General features: G+C 62.4%; 13 protein-coding genes. 7 read left to right on the top strand and 6 right to left on the bottom strand.

The genetic code is table 11. The annotated features are described in order from the left end of the window. Positions 1-65: 65 nt before the first annotated feature. Both J3D46_RS10620 and J3D46_RS10615 read left to right on the top strand, forming a co-directional pair. Positions 66-2,423, top strand: a complete 2,358-nt coding sequence (locus J3D46_RS10620) for a glycoside hydrolase family 3 N-terminal domain-containing protein (protein ID WP_253466931.1) — start codon at positions 66-68, stop codon at positions 2,421-2,423. 65 nt (positions 2,424-2,488) lie between these two features. Then, on the top strand, positions 2,489-2,689 hold the full coding sequence (locus J3D46_RS10615; protein ID WP_374110789.1) for a GNAT family N-acetyltransferase: 201 nt from the start codon (positions 2,489-2,491) through the stop codon (positions 2,687-2,689). A 114-nt stretch (positions 2,690-2,803) separates the two neighbouring features. On the opposite strand, the gene J3D46_RS10610 is transcribed toward J3D46_RS10615, so the two are convergent. Next, entirely contained in the window at positions 2,804-3,493 is a 690-nt protein-coding gene (locus tag J3D46_RS10610; protein ID WP_253466928.1) for a hypothetical protein, read from the bottom strand. Between the two features lie 147 nt (positions 3,494-3,640). On the opposite strand from J3D46_RS10610, the gene J3D46_RS10605 reads away from it, so the two are divergent. The 4 genes from J3D46_RS10605 (at position 3,641) to J3D46_RS10590 (ending at position 8,464) form a co-directional block, all read left to right on the top strand. Continuing rightward, the gene (locus tag J3D46_RS10605; RefSeq protein ID WP_231341645.1) at positions 3,641-4,072 is read left to right on the top strand and encodes a VOC family protein; all 432 of its coding nucleotides are present in this window, start codon (positions 3,641-3,643) and stop codon (positions 4,070-4,072) included. Next, entirely contained in the window at positions 4,069-4,563 is a 495-nt protein-coding gene (locus J3D46_RS10600; protein ID WP_253466925.1) for a DinB family protein, read from the top strand. The genes J3D46_RS10605 and J3D46_RS10600 overlap by 4 nt, the downstream gene beginning before the upstream one ends. 42 nt (positions 4,564-4,605) lie before the next feature. Continuing rightward, on the top strand, positions 4,606-6,519 hold the full coding sequence (locus J3D46_RS10595; RefSeq protein ID WP_374110788.1) for a DUF222 domain-containing protein: 1,914 nt from the start codon (positions 4,606-4,608) through the stop codon (positions 6,517-6,519). Positions 6,520-7,126: 607 nt separating this feature from the next. Further along, a complete protein-coding gene (locus J3D46_RS10590; RefSeq protein ID WP_231342485.1) occupies positions 7,127-8,464 on the top strand; it encodes an amidohydrolase family protein in 1,338 nt (445 codons plus the stop codon). Here the strand turns inward: J3D46_RS10590 and J3D46_RS10585 are convergent. From J3D46_RS10585 to J3D46_RS10565, 5 genes are read right to left on the bottom strand one after another with little or no spacing between them, the layout of a single operon-like run. Continuing rightward, complete coding sequence (locus J3D46_RS10585; RefSeq protein ID WP_231342490.1) at positions 8,461-9,171, bottom strand: YesL family protein; 711 nt, start codon at positions 9,169-9,171, stop codon at positions 8,461-8,463. The two genes, J3D46_RS10590 and J3D46_RS10585, sit on opposite strands and share 4 nt — an antisense overlap. Positions 9,172-9,179: 8 nt before the next feature. Continuing rightward, complete coding sequence (locus tag J3D46_RS10580; protein WP_308292024.1) at positions 9,180-10,844, bottom strand: extracellular solute-binding protein; 1,665 nt, start codon at positions 10,842-10,844, stop codon at positions 9,180-9,182. Positions 10,845-10,849: 5 nt separating this feature from the next. Next, positions 10,850-11,719 (bottom strand): carbohydrate ABC transporter permease, encoded by an 870-nt coding sequence (locus tag J3D46_RS10575; RefSeq protein ID WP_159703507.1) that lies wholly within the window; start codon positions 11,717-11,719, stop codon positions 10,850-10,852. Between the two features lie 56 nt (positions 11,720-11,775). Then, complete coding sequence (locus J3D46_RS10570) at positions 11,776-12,756, bottom strand: sugar ABC transporter permease (RefSeq protein ID WP_231342501.1); 981 nt, start codon at positions 12,754-12,756, stop codon at positions 11,776-11,778. Further along, positions 12,756-14,831, bottom strand: a complete 2,076-nt coding sequence (locus J3D46_RS10565) for a beta-galactosidase (RefSeq protein ID WP_253466917.1) — start codon at positions 14,829-14,831, stop codon at positions 12,756-12,758. Before J3D46_RS10565 ends, J3D46_RS10570 begins: the two co-directional genes overlap by 1 nt. Before the next feature lie 318 nt (positions 14,832-15,149). On the opposite strand from J3D46_RS10565, the gene J3D46_RS10560 reads away from it, so the two are divergent. Continuing rightward, positions 15,150-15,902 (top strand): metalloregulator ArsR/SmtB family transcription factor, encoded by a 753-nt coding sequence (locus tag J3D46_RS10560; RefSeq protein ID WP_231342506.1) that lies wholly within the window; start codon positions 15,150-15,152, stop codon positions 15,900-15,902. The last annotated feature ends 75 nt before the right edge of the window (positions 15,903-15,977 follow it).

The raw sequence follows: 15,977 nt of genomic DNA, 5'->3' as shown, positions 1-15,977 counted from the left end.
TCTAGAAACTAAATAGAAATTTCTGATAGTTTCTAGAAATTGCCCCTGCAACCCTAGGAGACCCCGTGAGCACCGGCGCCGCCGATCAGCAAGCACTTGCCCGCGTTCCCGCGTCGGACGTCGTTGAGCACCTCATCCGTGAAATGACCCTCGAGGAAAAGCTCGCCCAGCTTGTGGGAGTGTGGGTCAACGCTTCCACCGACGGCGATTCCGTTGCCCCACTGCAGAACCAGATGGCCGGCGATACGCGCTCCTGGGAGGAGATCATCGCCGATGGACTGGGCCAGATCACACGCATGTACGGCACCGTTCCGGTGGAACCCGCCGAAGGCGCGCGCCGGCTGGCCGCCGCACAGGAGCAGATCATGGCCGCGTCCCGTTTCGGGATTCCGGCGCAGGTTCACGAGGAATGCCTGGCGGGTCTGGCCGCTTGGAAAGCGACCGCCTTCCCGGTGCCCCTGGCGTGGGGCGCCACGTTCAACCCTGGTTTGGTGCAGGTAATGGCGGCCCGGATTGGTACGAGCATGCGGGCCCTGGGCGTGCATCAAGGCTTGGCTCCGGTGCTGGATGTGGTGCGGGATCTCCGGTGGGGCCGCGTGGAGGAAACCATCGGCGAGGACCCGTATCTGGTAGGAACCGTGGCCACCGCCTACGTCCAAGGGCTGGAATCCACCGGCATCGTCGCCACACTCAAACACTTCGTGGGCTACTCAGCCTCCCAGGCTGGCCGCAACCACGCGCCCGTCTCCATGGGCCCCCGCGAAATGGCCGACGTCATGGTGCCGCCGTTTGAAATGGCGATCCGCCACGGCGGTGCGCGTTCCGTGATGCACGCCTATACCGACGTCGACGGCGTACCGGCCGCCGCGAACCGCGCCCTGTTGACCGGGCTGCTTCGTGAGGAATGGGGCTTCGCCGGGACAGTGGTGGCAGACTACTTCGGCGTCGCATTCCTGGACCTCACGCACGGCGTGGCCGCAGATTCCGGCGACGCCGCGGTGCTGGCCCTGAGTGCCGGCGTCGACGTTGAACTCCCTACGGTGAACTGCTTCGGCGAGCCGCTGCTGCGTCGCATCCGGGAAGGCGCGCTGGACGAATCTGTTGTGGATGGAGCCCTGCGCCGGGTCCTGACGCAGAAGGCCGACCTGGGGCTGTTGTCGCCCGATTTCCCGGCGGCTCCTCCGGTACTCTCCAGCGTCAACGAGTCCGATCCACTTGAGCTGGATCCCCCGGCAAACCGGGTGTTGGCCCGCGAATTGGCGACGCAATCGTTGGTGTTGCTGAGCAACCGGGAGTTCAAGGGGTCTCCGGCGCTGCCACTTGATCCGGCTGCTTCGCTGGGTGTTGTTGGACCGCTGGCCGAGGACCCTTTCGCGATGCTGGGCTGCTACTCCTTCGACGCTCACGTGGGGGCTTCCCATCCAGAGGTTCCCATGGGTATTTCCGTCCCCTCCGTGGCAGCTGTTGCCGCTGGACGGTTTGGCACCGTGACCACGTCCGTCACCGGCAACTGTGAAGCGGCCACGGAAAAGCAGATCGCCGAAGCGTGCCAGGTGGCATCCTCAGTGGACACGTGCGTGGTGGTGGTTGGCGACAACGCTGGGCTGTTCGGCCGGGGTACCTCCGGTGAAGGAAACGACGCCGCCGATCTCCGGCTTCCCGGCGACCAACATCAGATGCTGGACCAAGTCCTGGCTTCGTGTGAGGCCTCCGGGACTCGTGCCGTGGTGGTGGTCCTGAGTGGACGCCCGTATGCCTTGGGCGCCTTTGTTGACCGCGCCGACGCGATCGTCCAGGGCTTCTTCCCCGGCGAAGAGGGCGGTTCCGCCCTGTGGGACGTTCTGACCGGCGTCGCCAATCCCTCCGGAAAGCTCCCGGTCTCAGTGCCCCGTTCCCCCGGCGGCCAGCCCGGCACCTACCTGCATTCGAAGCTCGCCGGACCCAGCGGGGTCAGCGCGCTGGATCCTTCGCCGCTGTTCGGCTTCGGGCATGGCCTGTCCTATACGACGTTTGAACTTTCCGATCACCAATGCAGCGCTCCCACGATGTCGACGTCGGATTCGGTCACCGTCAGCTGCACGGTCACCAACACGGGTTCCCGTGGTGGTGCCGAGGTTGTGCAGCTGTACCTGGAGGATCCGGTGGGCGAAGTGGTTCGTCCCGTTCGCGAGCTGATCGGCTACGCCCGCGTCGAGTTGGAAGCCGGTGCGTCCGCCGTCGTCGATTTTGTGGTGCATGCGGACCGTACGTCTTTCACCGGACTGGACCTCCACCGTGTGGTGACTCCCGGGCTGGTGAAGCTGTATGTTTCGACGTCCAGCACTGCCGATGTTGCTTCCCACGAGGTCATCCTGCACGGGCCGCGGCGTGTGGTGGGGTTCGAGCGGGAGATGCTGACGCCGGTGGAGGTGCGGCGGGGCTAGCGTTCCTGCTGCGGGTAGGCTTCGGAAATGCTTCCCCACCCACGGATCGGTTGCGTTTCCGAGAGATGACCCTTGCTGATCTTGACGTGATGAGCTCGATGCTTGGTGATCCCCTGGTGATGACGTACTACCCTGCACCAAAAACCCGTGACGAAGCAGCAGCCTGGATCGAGTGGAACCGGGACAACTACGCCCGCCACGGGTACGGGTTGTGGATTGTCGAAACACCCTTGGTGCGGACGGTGATGGGTGTGGAGTTGACCTAGATGCTGTACCTTCACCACCCACTTTGGGTCCGGAAAGCTCAGAATGCACCCGATTTAGGTTGCAAATTGCTCCGCGTGGTTCCAAAGAAGGTCAGGAAGGTACAGCACCTGGCGTCAAGCGAACCGCACGTCCGTGTCCGGGTCCTTGCGGGCATCCAACATGCTGACAATCTTGCTCTCAAGTGCGGCAACCGTTGCCTCCGGCAGCACGATCAGGCCATCGAGTTCTTTGCGGGCCCGCTTGTACGCCGTCTGCCGTTCGGCGGGGGTGGCGGCAGTGTCCTCCGCGATGCGCAAGAGCTTCCTCGCTGTGGCCAGTCGTTGGCGTTCGGGGCCGCTGAAGTTGCCGTCCTTGATGCGTCTGGCTTCGCGTTCGGCCACATCGAAAGCGAGTTCGTAACTATGGACGGCCGCCCGATACTCAGCCAGCCGGGCCGGCGTCGAAATCTCTTCAGGGTCAGCGGGCCGCAAGCCGTCGGCTTCTTTCTTGGCGCGCAGGAACGCAACCGTCAGTGGTTCACGGACGTCGGTCATGAGGGGGAAATCGATGAGGTTACCGACGTCGAGCTCGTAATCGAGCCACCTGTGGTTCACAGAATCGTGCGCGGCAATCAGCGAGACTACCTCGGCCTGGTTGGCCTCCTCGTGCACCGCCAACTGGTTCTTCAACTTCAGCAACTCCACCTTGCGGCGGTGCCGTTCCTCGCTGGCCTTGGACCATGACCTTGCCCAGCCACCAGCCATCCCGCCGATAGGGAAAATGAGCCACCAGTAACTGCCAAGGAAGTCGAAGAGGGGTTCCACTGCTCCATCCTCCCACCGGCTTGGACCGGGGCTCAACAGGACCGGCCAAGTTGGCTACTTCGTGATGTTGAGTGGCTCCGCCCGCGGCTGCTGCCCCGACCCGACCGGGCGAGTGCCGCCGTCGTCCCCTCCCGATAGGCTTCCCCTATGGACCAGCGACTGCATTTCCTCACGTTCGCCACCAAGGATCTCGACGCCGCGCGCGCCTTCTATAAGGACGGGCTCGGTTGGGATCCGGCCATGGACGTCCCTGGCGAAATCCTCTTCTTCCAGATCGCGCCGGGACTGATGCTCGGCCTGTTCGACGCCGAAAAGTTCGACCAGGACCTCGGCGCCGCTGCACCGACGGCGGGAGTCAGCGGCGTGACGCTGTCGCACAACGTCGGCAGCCCTGCGGAAGTCGCCAGCACCATCGATGCCTTGGTGGCGGCTGGCGCAACGGTGGTGAAGCCTGCGCAGGCGGGCGCGTTTGGCGGCATCTTCCACGGCCACGTCAAGGATCCGAACGGCATCGTCTGGGAGATCGCCCACAACCCCGGCTGGGGAATCAACGACGACGGCACGGTGGTTTTCGGATGAGTGCACTGCCGCAGACGTTCGCCGATGACGTCATCAACCAGGACGCCCGGACCCAGTTCGATACGTTTCTGGACGAGCATCGCAGGGCCCTCAACGCATCCCTCGATGGACTCACTGAAGAACAAGCACGACGGCGGTTGGTCGCCTCGCGTACAACGCTTCTGGGCTTGGTGAAGCATGCGACCTTCGTGGAGAAGGTGTGGTTCGACGAAGCCATCACGCGAAGGTCCAGAGCGGATATTGGCATCCCGGCGTCGCCTGATGAGTCGTTCATCCTGGACGACCACGACACCATAGCCAGCATTCAAGCGGCTCACTTGGAAGCGTGCGAGGCGTCCCGGCGCGCGGCCGCTGCGCTTGCCCTCGACGATCTGCTGCTGGGAAACCGCCGCGGCCCACTCCCCCTCCGCTGGGTCTACCTCCACATGCTGCGGGAGCTCGCGCAGCACTGCGGGCACGCAGATATTTTGCGGGAGCAGATCACCGGGTAGTCGAGGCCTAATAATGTCGGACCCCCCTGACACGATGTTCTTATGGAAGAAACGGGGCAGTTTTCGGCGCTCAGGGCGGAATCGTCCCCTGCTGTGGCTGCCTTGACCGCTGTCCGGTCACGACGCTTCTTGAGCAGGCCGGAATTGCATAAGGCCGGGTTCAAGGATTCGACGGCGACCGTCACCTGGACCGGCCGCTTCCACGGCGCTGGGCTGCCAAACAGTAAGGCCAAGTCCGCCCAGGCTTCATCGCTAACGAGCCCCGCCCCGGCCGACGTTTCGGCCCAAAACACAGGATCGATCCCTAAACCTCAGCGGAATCCCCAGACCGGCCAGGGCGCAAAGTCTGCTCAGCCGATCCAACGTTTCGACACTCAGCGTCCTGATCCCAAGGCATCTGCCGGGCGGGACCTGATGGCGCTTCTTATAGACAGCGCTGCACTTCTGGACTCCGCACGCTTGTCCGCTGCCGACGAGGCTTCTCTGTTGGGGTTTGTTGAGGCTGCTGATTTTGCCGGCAAGGTCGAAGAGATTTCCCGATCGGTGGAGTACTTACAGATCATCGCAGCCCACGCGGTGGAACGGACCCGGCTTGAGGCACAAAACTCCCGGCCGGGGTCCTCGGCAGCAGCGCCGGAATGGCGGACGGGCTGGAGTGACCAAGCCACGGGCACAACGGTTCCGGGGGCAACAGTTCCGGGGGCGGCTAGTGTCTTGGATGACGGGTACCGGAACGCAGCCGAGTTCCTGCGGGCCCGGTTGCGGATCGGCATCGGCGAGGCCCGTCGCAGGCTTGCCCTCGCCGCCGAGGTCCTCCCCCAAAAGAGCATGACCGGGCAGGAAATCCCGGCCCGCCGCGGAATGCTCGCCGAGGCCCTCGGATCGGCTTTGGTGCCGTCCCGGTCCGCGACCATCATCAGCACCGCCCTGGACAAAGTCCGGAACCTCACCGACCAGGACACCATCACCCGGATGGAACACGCCCTGACCACCACCGCGGTGGAGACCGACCCGGACTTCGTCACCACAATGACCAAACGCTGGGCCGACAGGATCGACCACGACGGCCCCGAACCCTCCGAAGAAATCCTCCACCAACTCCAAGGCGCGTTCCTCCGCCGCCGACGCCGCCACGGACTCCACCACCTCGAAATCTTCGCCACCGACGAACAAATCGAAACCCTCACCACCACCATGAACGCCGCCACCAACCCCCGACTCACCAACAGCAACAGACCAGTCACAGGCACCGGCCCGGACCTGGACCGCCGCTCCCGGGCACAGAAACTCCTCGACGGCCTCACCGGCGCCTGCGCCCTCGCCATGACCACCGGGAAACTACCCTCCAACGGCGGACTCCGCCCCCAACTCACCGTCACCATCGACCACCGCGACCTCCTCGAACAACTCACCGGCACCGGCCACCACCAGCCCGGCACCAGGACACAAACCGGCACAAGCACCGGCACCGGCACGTTCATAGGGACAGGCACAGCCACCGGCATAGGAACAGGCACCGATCGCTTGAACACCGGCACCGCAACATTCACCGGCCCGATCCACCCGAACACCATCCGCAAAATCGCCTGCGACGCCGACATCATCCCCGTCCTGCTCGGCAGCGACTCCCGCGTCCTGGACATCGGCCGGACCACCCGGATCTTCCCACCCCACATCCGCAAAGCCATCACCGCCCGCGACGGCGGCTGCGCCTTCCCCGACTGCACCATGCCCGCACCCTGGTGCGAAGCCCACCACACCACCTACTGGACCCACGGCGGCACCACATCAACAGAAAACGGCACCCTGCTCTGCAGCCACCACCACCACCTCATCCACAAAGAACTATGGAGGATCGACATGACAACCGGGGTCCCCTGGTTCATCCCCCCACCCCACATCGACCCCCACCAAACACCCCGACGCAACCACCACCACACACCCCACAGAACATAAGGGTGTTGCGGGGGATACGCCGCGGGCGTGGGTGCGAGTGAACCTTGGGGGCGGATTAACTTTGGGGTCGGATTATTGGGAGGGCCAGGCGACACTTTGTTCGCTTCCGGGCTGCCTTCCCCGTGCCGGCGCATGCCCGCACGGGGCACGCACATGTTCCTGCGACCTGCGCCATGCTTGCGACTTGCAAACAGCGGCGCGTGCCCGCCCCGAACACGTACCTGCGACCTGCGACCTGCGACCTGCGACCTGCAAACAGCGCCGAGTCCTGCGGCGTGACTCGCCAACCACTGATGCGGCCAAGGGGAACTTTTCCTCTCCACGTACCCGCAGCGGCCGGGAGTTCAGGCACAGCAGCTTGACAATGGAGCCGCCCACGAACAGCGTCAGCCCACAGGCTTGTGGGGATCAGGACGAAACCGCGATGAAGAGGATCCCAACGTCCCCGACAATCCGACCCACGTTTTGGCATACCAAGCATTCAATAGCAGCGCAAAGTTCATTGCTATTGCTTGCGTCATGCTACGAAGGTGAGGCATTCTGGAATACCAAATGCTAAACCGCGGCCAAGTAGCGGCCCAGCAGCTCGTTCCCCAGGAGTCCAACAATGTGCCTTCACGATCACACCTCAGCACCCAAACCCCAAGGTGAGTTGCCCCGCCGAGGCATCCTCGCGGGAGCTGCAGCTCTGGCTGGCATCTCCGTGGCCGGCATCGCTGCGCAGCTGGCATCGGCGCCTGCTGCCCTTGCGGACAACGCCCCCTCGGGCCCGAACTATCCCGGCCGTCCACTGACCACGAAGGCGCTCATCATCGAGGGTGGAACAGTCGTGGACCCGAAGACCGGCGGTGCTGTGACAGACGGGGTGGTAGTGCTCGACGGCGGCAAGGTCACCGCCGTCGGCACCCGGGACGAAACACGTAGAGCTGTTGCCGCCGTCGCCAACCGTGCCCGTCGACTCAATGCCTCGGGCAAATGGGTCCTTCCAGGGCTCGTCGATGCCCACGTCCACGCCAACGCACTGGCCGATGCCCGCGCCCTCCTGCAAGGCGGAGCCACCAGCGTACGCAGCGGTTCGAGCACTTTCTACCAGGACATTGCCCTCGCCGCCCTGCCGTCGTGGGCTCCTGGCCTCTCCCCCCGGATGACTCCGGCGGGGCTGTTTATCTCACCGGATCAGGGAGATTCCCTCCTGGCTGATCCGGATTTGGCACCCTTGGCGACGCTCAGTGGTGGCGTCAAGGAGCCGCAGGACCTCGCGTACCTGACCCGCATCAACCTCAAGCGCGGAGCCGAAGTCATCAAGACCCGTGCCAACCCGCGGGCTGGCCTTCCCGAACAGGATCCCCGCGAGTTGGTCTACAACGTGGACCAGATCGGTGCGATCGTCAAGGCAGCTAAGGGCGCCGGTGTCCTCTGCCATGCCTATAGCGCCGAAGGAATCGATGGAGCAGTCCGCGCGGGAGTGCGCAGCATCGAGCACGGCGTCTTCATGACGGAAAAGACCATCCAGGAGATGGCTCGGCGCGGCACGTTCTTCACACCCACCATGGACGCCATCACCAGCATGGCCCGCTCCTCCAACCCGATCCTGGCCGCACGCGGAACGGAGTACACCCCGATTCTTCAGGCCGCAGTGCGCGCAGCCAAGGACGCTGGAGTCACGATTGTGGCCGGCACCGACTCCTTCGGAACGGATGTGACGCCGATCGGCACGGAAGCGCGCTTGCTCACCGAAGCCGGGCTGACGCCGTTGGAGGCGCTGCAGGCAGCCACCACCAATGCGGCGCGTTTGCTGGGACGCGGCGAAAACGTTGGTCGCTTGGTCCGCGGCTCCATGGCGGACGTCGTGGTGGTGGATTCGGATCCCCTGACCGATGGCTCGGCCTTGGAAAAGGTCAGCACGGTGATCGCCCAAGGTGCTGTGGTGCGGACGAACCTCTAGCCCACCGGGGAGGATCCGTGTGCGGAAACTTCTGCGGCCACGGTGAACCTCTTCTCCACAAACGCCAGCAGTGGCCGGGAGTTCAGGCACAGCAGATAGACGATCAGGCCGCAGAAGAACAGGATCAACCACACAGTGGTGGACATCAGCACGAATCCCGCGACAAAGAGGATCCCCGCATTCCCGAGTGCTACCCGCTTCCGCGCACCAATGCTGTAAATGGACAGCCGGTAGATGTCCAGCGTGCGGAAACTGAACCGGGCCAGCAGCAGCATCGCGTGAACGGCAGCCGTGCCCACCAGGACCCCGAGCCCCACCAGCCCGATCCGGGCAGCAACCGTTTCAGGATTGCTGCCCGGCAGGCTGGTGAGATTCGCGCCGATGACTGCAAGGAGGGCGGCATAGGGCAGCCACACCACCACTGCCTGGACGAAGTTGCTCCGGTACGACTTCATGAAGTCGTTGAATACACCGCTGTCCTCGCCTGCCAAAAGCCGATTGAAGGCGTAGCAGGAAGCCACAACGGAGGGTCCAACCAACACGAAACCCAGCAACGCAGCAGGACCAACCACCCCCAGCAGCAGCGGCATGAGCACCACCAAGAGGTTGGCTAGCACCAGCAACGCGCCACCCACCATGACGCCGTACACGGTGCTGGCCGCCTTGAACAACGGCCCGGATCCGTACTGTGCCTCTTTCGCGGCCATCAGAAGAACTACTTCTTGTCCGCGTATGCCTTGTAGGCCTTGTTCGCCAGCTCAACGTATTTAGTCCGACCCTTGCTGTCGAGCTCCTTGACGTAGGCATCGAACTCGCTGATGCTCCGCTGTCCGGTAATGAACTTCAGGGCGTTCTGCTTCACATGGTCCTTAAGCGGGGTCAGGGCCAGGGTGGCCTGCTCACGGTCGACGTCGCTGAACGGCACCGGCGGTGCAACTGCACGCGGTTTCTTGGACTTCATGGCCTTCTGGAAAGCCAGTTCCTCGTCGTTGAAGGTGGAGTGCAGCAGCTCCGTGGCGCCTCCGTAGGCGAAGTTGCCACCGGAGAAGCCGTAGTCCACCCTCAGGTCCTTGCTGCCTGCCGGGTTGAGTCCTTGGAAGTTGATGTCAGCTGCGAGCTGACGCTTAGCGCCGGACTTGGTGAAGGTGGTGCCTTCCACACCCCACTTGCTGAATTCCTGCCCGGCGTCGCTATAGAACAACCAGTCGATGTATTGGATGAGCGCCACGAAGCTGTCCTTGTCCTTCACGGACGAGTTCAGCATGAGCCCGTTTTCAAGACGGGTACCACCGATGATGTCGCCGGCCGGGCCTCCCGGAACGGTGATCTTGCCGATCTCAAAGTTGCCCTTGCCCAACGACTGCTCCATCGAGGTGCGGTACGTGATGACGTTCTGCGAGTTCGCGCTGATCACAAAGGACTTGCCCGACACGAACTTCTGGATCGCGGAGTCGTCGGTCTGGGTGAAGCTCTCGGGGTCCATCAGCCCTTCTGAGACCAGGGAGTTGAAGTAGGTGACCAGTTCCTTGAATTTGTCCGAGCCTGCCGCGAAGCCGAATTCCGTCTTGTCTTCATCGAACAGCAGTCCGTCCACCAGCCCCCAACCTGCCACGGTTCCGAAGGAAGGTGCGCCGATATTGAGGACACTGTCACCCTTGAAGCGGTCAGAGAAAGGCACGACGTCGGGATAGGCCTTCTTGAGCGACCGCAGCACTTCGCGGAATTCGTCCCAGGTGGTCGGCTCCGAAAGGCCCTCTTTCTTCAGCACATCCTTGCGGAAGCACAGTGAGTAGTCCGGCCACAGTTCCTCGTGCAGGCCGGGCAGGACGTAGTACTTACCGTCTTCCTGGGTCAGGGCTTCAATCTCAGGTTCGAGCTTCCACTTCTTCACTTTTTCCTGGAAGTGCGGCATCAGGTCCACGTAGTCGCTGACCGGCAGGATTGCACCGGCGGAGACAAACGCGGACTCCTGGCCCGGATAGGTCTTCGCAATGATTTCCGGTGCGCTGCCGGAGCTGATCAGCAGGCTGCGCTTCTGTTCGTAGTCACTGTTGGGCACGATGGTGGGTTCCAACGTGACGTTGTTGTCGCTGGCCATCTTGGTGAGCAGCAGCCAGTCCTTCTTGTACGGGTAGGTTGGCTGATCGGAGAAGAGGAAGGTGAAAGTCAACGGCACCGTCGCCTTGAACGTGTCACCGACGCCGAAGCTGTCCATCGCACCGTTGCGCGACTTGGACGTGTCCACCTTTTCGGTGGTTTCCGCGTCGCAACTGGTCATCATCAATCCGATGGTGACAACGGATGCGAGTCCAAGGAAATCCCGCCGGCGGAACTCTCGAGTGCGGAACTCAGGTGTTTGGATCATTGGATGTCCTTTCATAAGGCTTATTCCTTGACGGAGCCGAGCATCACGCCCGAGAAGAAGTACTTCTGGACGAAGGGGTAGACACAAAGGATGGGGATGACGGTCAGGACGATGGTGACCGACTGGATGTTGGCGGCGATCTGGCCGACGTTTTCCGCTGTGCCGCCGGCCGAGCCCGCTGTGGTGACTCCGGCGATCATGTTGCGCAAGTAGATGGTGACCGGAAAGAGATCCGGATTGTCGAGGTAGAGGAAGGCCTGGAACCAGGAGTTCCAGTTGGCCACGGCATAGAACAGCACCATGGTGGCCATGATGGCTTTGCTCAGCGGCAGCACCACCCGGAAGAGGATGCCGTACTGTGTGAGCCCATCAATCGATGCCGCTTCCTCCAGTTCGCGGGGCATGTTCTCGAAGAACGACTTCATGATGAGCAGGTTGAACACGCTGATGGCGTTCGGCAGCACCACGGCCCAGATGGAATCCCGCATTCCCATGGAACTGATGAGCACGTAGTTGGGGATGAGCCCACCGTTGAAGAACATGGTGAACACCGCGAGGCCGATGAAGACGCTCCGGCCTTTCAGGTCCTTCTTGGCAATGGCGTACGCGAAGGCCGTGGTGAGCACCATGGAAATCGCCGTGGCCACCACCGTGTAGAGGACGGTGTTGCCGTAGTTGTTCCAGAACGTGGAGTCGGCCAGGATCAACTTGTAGGTCTCGGTGTTGAACCCCATCGGGAACAGGTTGACCTGCCCGGCGTTGATGAACCCTTCGCTGGAGAACGACTGCGCAATGATGTTCAGGAACGGGTACACCGTCAGGAACACCACCAGCAACAGGAACACCAGGTTGAAAGCCCGGAAGATCCGCATGCCGCGGGAGACTTTCATGTCCTTCACCAGGACACCTTGGGCTGCAACGCCCCGAATTGCAGTAGCTGTCTTGTTCACCACAGGCTCGTTCCTGCGACGCGCTTGGAGATCGCGTTCGCTGAGAGGATCAGCGTGAGGCCAATGACGGATTCGAACATTCCGATGGCAGCCGCATAGCTGAAGTTGCTGGATTCCAGGCCTACCCGGTACAGGTAGGTGGAGATGACGTCTGAGGTTGCGTAGTTGAGCGGGTTGTAGATGAGGAGGATCTTCTCGAATCCAACCGCCATGAACGTGCCGATGTTCAGGATGAGCAGCGTGATGATGGTGGGCCTGATGGCAGGAAGCGTTACGTGCCAGGTCTGCTGCCAGCGGTTGGCGCCATCAATGCGCGCCGCCTCATAGAGGGACTCGTCCACCCTCGTCAGCGCGGCAAGGTAGAGGATCGCTCCCCAGCCCATGGTCTGCCACACCTCGGAACTGATGTACATGGGCCTGAACCAGCCGGGGTCCTGGGTGAAATTCACCGTGGTGCCGAACAGGGATTCCGCAATCTGATTCACGGTGCCGTTCATGGAGAAGTTCTGCAGGATCATGCCGGCGATGATCACCACGGACATGAAGTGAGGCAGGTAGGCCACCGTCTGCACGAATTTCTTGAACTTCTGCGACCTCAACTCGTTGAGCAGAAGCGCGAAGATGATGGGCATCGGGAAGCAGAACACCAAGGTCAGAACACCCAGGATGATGGTGTTCTGGAACGCCTGCCAGAAGCTGGGATCGTTGATGAACAGGGTGACGTACTTGAGCCCAACCCACTTCTCACCAAAGATGCTGCCTCCGGGCTGGAACTGACGGAAGGCAATCACGTTGCCCGCCATCGGCAAGTACCTGAAGATCAAGAGGTACAGCAGCGGCAGCGCCAGCAGCGTATACAAACGCCAATCGCGTTTGATGGCCAGCTTCCAGCTTCCGGGCTTGTCGCGACGCTTCTTTGCCGAGCCTGGTTCGGGGCCCGCGACCGCTTTGGGCGGAACGTCCAGTCGTAATGCCATCAGTCCGCCGCCCGTTCTATAGTTTCGTCGAGAATCAGGACGCCGTTCGCCGGGATCTCAACCGACCCCTTAACCGGGCGTCCGCTGATCCGGTCCGTGCCGCCGTCGAGCACGTCCACGCTGGACGGCGCGTCGTTGTGGTTGAGCACCATGAGGAAACTCTTGGCGGTGCCGTCAGCCCTGCTGCCAGCACGACGGCGGACCTGGACTCCCGTAGGTGCCTTCAGTTCCGGCTCCACGCCCGCAGCGCGGAGTTCGTCGTCGAGGAACTGGTTGAGGAGCCCGGCATCGACCCGTGCCGACAGGTACAGTGCAGTTCCGCGGCCAAAGGTGTTGCGGGTGACCGCGGGCGACCCCGCCAAACGGCCCGACGAGTAGCTGGCCAGGACTTCGGCCGTCCCGGCGTGCAGGTGCTCAGTCCAGTAGCTCGCGGAGGAGGTACCGCCGTCGGGCGTTGAGAGCTTTACTTGCTCACCATCCCCGGCGAGCGGATGCATTTCCTCGCTCCACGCGCCCAGAACGTTCCGCAGGGCCCCTGGGTAGCCGCCGAGTCGGATGGTGTTGTCCTCGTCCACGACACCGGACAGGTATGAGACCACCAGCCGTCCGCCGCCGGCCACATAGTTCTCAAACCGGGAGGCGGCGGCGTCCGTCAGCAGATACGACGCCGGCATAATCACCAGGTTGTACCCGGACAGGTCGCTGTTGGCGTTGACGAAATCTACGGTGATGTTGGCGTCAAAAAGCGGTCGATAGAAACGCAGGACTTCCTGGGCGTAGTTCAGGTCGGAACGCGGCGAGTTGCCCAGTTCCAGAGCCCACCAGCAGTCCCAATCGAAGACGATCGCGGCCTTGGCCGTTGACCTGGTCCCGGTCAGATCACCCAATGACGTGAGTTCCTGTCCCAGCTGGCACACTTCACGGAAGATCCGCGTGTTCGGGCCAGCGTGGTTCACCATGGCCGAGTGATACCGCTCCGTTCCGCCCTTGGCTTGGCGCCACTGGAAGAAGAGGATGGAATCCGCGCCCTGCGCAATGGCCTGATAGGAGCCCAGGCGCATCTTGCCTGGCAGCTTGGAGACGTTGACGGACCATTGGCTGACCGCTCCCGTGGCCTGCTCCATGACCATCCACGGTTGGCCGTGACGCAATGAGCGCATGAGATCGAAGTTCAACGCGGCGGCAATGTGGGCATCTTCCTCGCGCGGATCCGGGTAGATATCCAGGGCTGCAGCATCTTCCTCGGCCGCCCAGGCCCAATAGTCGTTGGTCTTGTAGAACCGCATGAAGTTGGTGAGGATCGGCAAGTCCGGGCTGTGCCGGCGGATGACATCCCGCTCGGCCTTGAAGTGCTCCAGCATGCTGTCCGAGGTGAAGCGGTGGAAGTCCAGGCGGCGTGACGGGTTGGACCAGGTGCGGGGCTGGGCGGGGACACGTACCTGCTTCCAGTCAGAGTAGAGCTGGCCCCACACGGCGGTGCTCCAGGCCTCGTTCAGTTCCTCCAGCGATGCGTACTTCCGCTGCAGCCATGCCCGGAAGGCTTTCTCCGCCCATGGACCGTAGGAGGCTGGACCGTATTCGTTGCCGATATGCCACATGCGCAGTGCGGGATGGCTGGCGTAGCGCTCCCCCATCTTTTCCGCGAGTGCCAGCGACTTGGCCCGGTATACGGGATGGGAGACGTCGAAGTGCTGCCTCGATCCGAAGCCGAAGATGCTGCCATCGGCGCGCTCCGGCATGATGTCGGGGTGCTGCTCCACGAGCCAGGCCGGTGGTACGGCGTCCGGTGTTGCCAGGTCGACGCCGATGCCGTGTTCATGCATCAGGTCCATGACCTCGTCCAGCCAGGCAAAGTCGAAAACTCCGTCGCTGGTTTCCAGCCGGCTCCATGAGAAGACCGCCAGGGTCACCAGGTTCACTCCGGCTTGCTGCATGAGCTTGGCGTCCTCGAGCCACACTTCGCGTGGCCACTGCTCCGGGTTGTAATCCCCGCCGTAGGCAATGCCGCCTAGTCGTTGATGCAATCGTTGCAGCCGCGCCTCGGCAGTCCGCAAGTCGTCAGGGTGGATGGTCATCATTGTCCTTCACTCGGCCTTCGTCGCCCTGAACCAAAGTGCGACGCACATCACAGTGAGAAACTATCGTAAAGTTTACGCAATAACAACAGATGGGTATCGGAAACCCGGAAGTGACATGAAAGGCTCAAATTCAAGGATTTCAGCCTGATACGGGGACTTTCGGAGTGAGATTCTGCCGTAGTTACGGGCGAAAGGGAGTCATGGTGCTATCAAGTTTCCGATGTGCCGTGGAAACTATCGGAGTCTAAAGACCCTGCGAAACCTTGCAGCAGAAAACCGTTGACACGTGACCAAACAGTCACCTATTCTGATGCCATGGACGCCGTGTTCAAGGCCTTGGCAGACCCAACCCGCAGAGAACTGCTTGATGAGCTGTTCCGCGAGGATGGCCAACCCGCCACAGCCCTCGGAGCCCGGTTCGAGATGACCCGTTTCGGCATCGCCAAGCACCTCAAGCTGCTGGAGGATGCGGGATTAGTGGTCACCCGCCGTCGGGGACGCGAAAAGCTGCACTTCCTGAACCCGGTACCCATCCGCCTCATCCACGATCGTTGGGTGAGTAAATACGCAGAACCATGGGCCGCTGCCCTCAGCGACCTCAAATCCAGATTGGAAAGTCCCATGGAAAAGATCTTCGAGATTTACATCAAGACCACTCCGGAACTGCTCTGGGAAGCCATCACGGACAGCGAAATCCGCAGCAAGTACCAGTTCGGGAACACCTTGACGTCGGATTGGACGCCGGGCAGCCGCTTCGAGATGCACAACGTGAAAGCAGACGCACCGCTCGGCGAGGGCGAGAACATCGAAGTCGATCCCCCGCGCCGCCTCGTCCAAACCATGCGCGCACTCTGGGGCGAGGATGTGAAAGCCGAGGGAACCTCGCGGATCACCTGGGAAATCGAGCCCGTCGGCGATTCATGCCACCTCACAGTCACGCACGATCAGCTCCGCGAAGGCGCAAACGACCAGCTCTACGGCGGTTGGCCGATGATCCTCTCCGGCCTCAAGACCTGGCTCGAAACCGGGCAGAAGCTCACCACACCCGGCTCGCTCATGTACGCGTAGCCGGCCAAGGACAGCACCGCTTAAAGGCGAACGACGACGGCGGGCCGCTGCCGCCGTCGTCGTCAATCCTTCAGT

Origin of the sequence: Paenarthrobacter sp. A20, from assembly GCF_024168825.1 — a bacterium.
Lineage (GTDB): Bacteria > Actinomycetota > Actinomycetes > Actinomycetales > Micrococcaceae > Arthrobacter.
This window is presented reverse-complemented; position numbering and strand designations above follow the sequence as displayed.

Excerpts from the sequence above, each read along its gene's own strand:
- J3D46_RS10600 (WP_253466925.1), top strand. The coding sequence starts at position 4,069 with ATGAGTGCACTGCCGCAGACGTTCGCCGATGACGTCATCAACCAGGAC.
- J3D46_RS10590 (WP_231342485.1), top strand. The coding sequence starts at position 7,127 with ATGTGCCTTCACGATCACACCTCAGCACCCAAACCCCAAGGTGAGTTG.
- J3D46_RS10580 (WP_308292024.1), bottom strand. The coding sequence starts at position 10,844 with ATGAAAGGACATCCAATGATCCAAACACCTGAGTTCCGCACTCGAGAG.
- J3D46_RS10560 (WP_231342506.1), top strand. The coding sequence starts at position 15,150 with ATGGACGCCGTGTTCAAGGCCTTGGCAGACCCAACCCGCAGAGAACTG.
- J3D46_RS10575 (WP_159703507.1), bottom strand. The coding sequence starts at position 11,719 with ATGAAAGTCTCCCGCGGCATGCGGATCTTCCGGGCTTTCAACCTGGTG.
- J3D46_RS10565 (WP_253466917.1), bottom strand. The coding sequence starts at position 14,831 with ATGACCATCCACCCTGACGACTTGCGGACTGCCGAGGCGCGGCTGCAA.
- J3D46_RS10605 (WP_231341645.1), top strand. The coding sequence starts at position 3,641 with ATGGACCAGCGACTGCATTTCCTCACGTTCGCCACCAAGGATCTCGAC.
- J3D46_RS10585 (WP_231342490.1), bottom strand. The coding sequence starts at position 9,171 with ATGGCCGCGAAAGAGGCACAGTACGGATCCGGGCCGTTGTTCAAGGCG.
- J3D46_RS10615 (WP_374110789.1), top strand. The coding sequence starts at position 2,489 with ATGACCCTTGCTGATCTTGACGTGATGAGCTCGATGCTTGGTGATCCC.
- J3D46_RS10595 (WP_374110788.1), top strand. The coding sequence starts at position 4,606 with ATGGAAGAAACGGGGCAGTTTTCGGCGCTCAGGGCGGAATCGTCCCCT.
- J3D46_RS10570 (WP_231342501.1), bottom strand. The coding sequence starts at position 12,756 with ATGGCATTACGACTGGACGTTCCGCCCAAAGCGGTCGCGGGCCCCGAA.